This is a genomic window from Microcoleus sp. LAD1_D5, assembly GCF_036702115.1.
GTDB lineage: Bacteria > Cyanobacteriota > Cyanobacteriia > Cyanobacteriales > Microcoleaceae > Microcoleus.
In genome coordinates this window covers 1-1,272 of record NZ_JAUBSA010000185.1, presented here as the reverse complement: position 1 = coordinate 1,272, position 1,272 = coordinate 1, and the positions used below count along the sequence as shown (strand labels likewise).

The window sequence follows — 1,272 nt, the reverse complement described above, 5'->3', positions numbered from 1 at the left end:
CAGGGTAAGCGCATCTCAAAGTCTATTGACAACAGGGTCTTGAGGCATCATCATGTGGAAATAAACAACCAGCCAGAACAGTCAGCATATAGTTATTATCCATAGCAGCCCGATGGGATTTTTGAAGATTGCTACGTTTATAAGATTGCTCCAGGTTTAAAGCATTAAGAGCCAGGCGTCGCAGCAGTGCTAAGTTTTGTGGTCCGTGACCTGTACGGACGCGACAAGCATCTTCATTCCAGGTAACATCTAAAGTCCAATGCAGACTATTTTCAATACCCCAATGCAGGCGGATAGCTTGTGCTACTCGCTGGGCATTACACGACAAACTCGTTAAATAGAACTGAACTTCACGGGTGGTTTTATTCCATAGATGTCTGACCCGGACTACCATGACAACACATTGAAGACCGACCCAATCGTTTTGGTGATGTAAAGTTGGCAATTGAGAAAGAGGGACGCACCAACAGGAACGTTTTTCAGTGCGATGATGACCTCGTTCTACCCGTTGGTCATAACTATGGAGCGTACCTTCAAATCCGTGAGATAATTGTTGTTCAAACCAGTTTTTTACTTGTCCATAAAGTGTAGGATGATTGCCTTTAAGTGCTAAGATATAATCAGCTTGGGCGTGAAAAATTTGAGAGGCGATTGCTGTTTGTGTACCCATGGCATCAATCGTAAGAATACATCCGGCCATGTCTAATAACTCTAATAATGCAGGAATTGCGGTAATTTCATTTGATTTATCTGCCACCTTTACTTGTCCTAAAACCAAACGATATTCGCTCGACCAGGCACTAACTAGATGTAAAGCGGATTTGCCTTGCTCTCGATCGTATGAGCCTTTAAGGGTCTTGCCGTCAATGGGAATTACCTGCGCTCCTGCTACCTCAACTATTGATTCTATCCAACGTCGAAAGCATTGCTCAAATACTTTGGGATTAATGCGTTCAAAGACTCGTCGAAATGTGTCCGCACTCGGGATACCTCCTGGTAAAGCTAAAAACTGCTCCAACCATTCACCTTTACTTACTCCATAATTTTCCATGTCTTCCCATCCGTTACCTCCTGCAATCACTGACAATATTCCGATAATTAAAATATCTGTTAATACATGAACACGGGTTCTTGCTACACGGGGGTCTTTGATTTGGGCAAATACTAATGCCATTTTTTCTGTCAGTTCAGTTGCCTGAGCTATACTCAATTTTTTTGACCTTTTAATCCTGTGTTTGTCAGAGGTGAAACCTGATGCCATAAGACCGACCT

At 42.8% G+C, this 1,272-nt stretch carries 1 protein-coding gene; it reads right to left on the bottom strand.

Annotated features, from left to right (window positions below):
• Positions 1 to 22: 22 nt before the first annotated feature.
• Positions 23 to 1,261 (bottom strand): ISAs1 family transposase, encoded by a 1,239-nt coding sequence (locus tag QUA70_RS28465; RefSeq protein WP_445251689.1) that lies wholly within the window; start codon positions 1,259 to 1,261, stop codon positions 23 to 25.
• Positions 1,262 to 1,272 lie beyond the last annotated feature (11 nt).

Excerpts from the sequence above, each read along its gene's own strand:
- QUA70_RS28465 (WP_445251689.1), bottom strand. The coding sequence starts at position 1,261 with ATGGCATCAGGTTTCACCTCTGACAAACACAGGATTAAAAGGTCAAAA.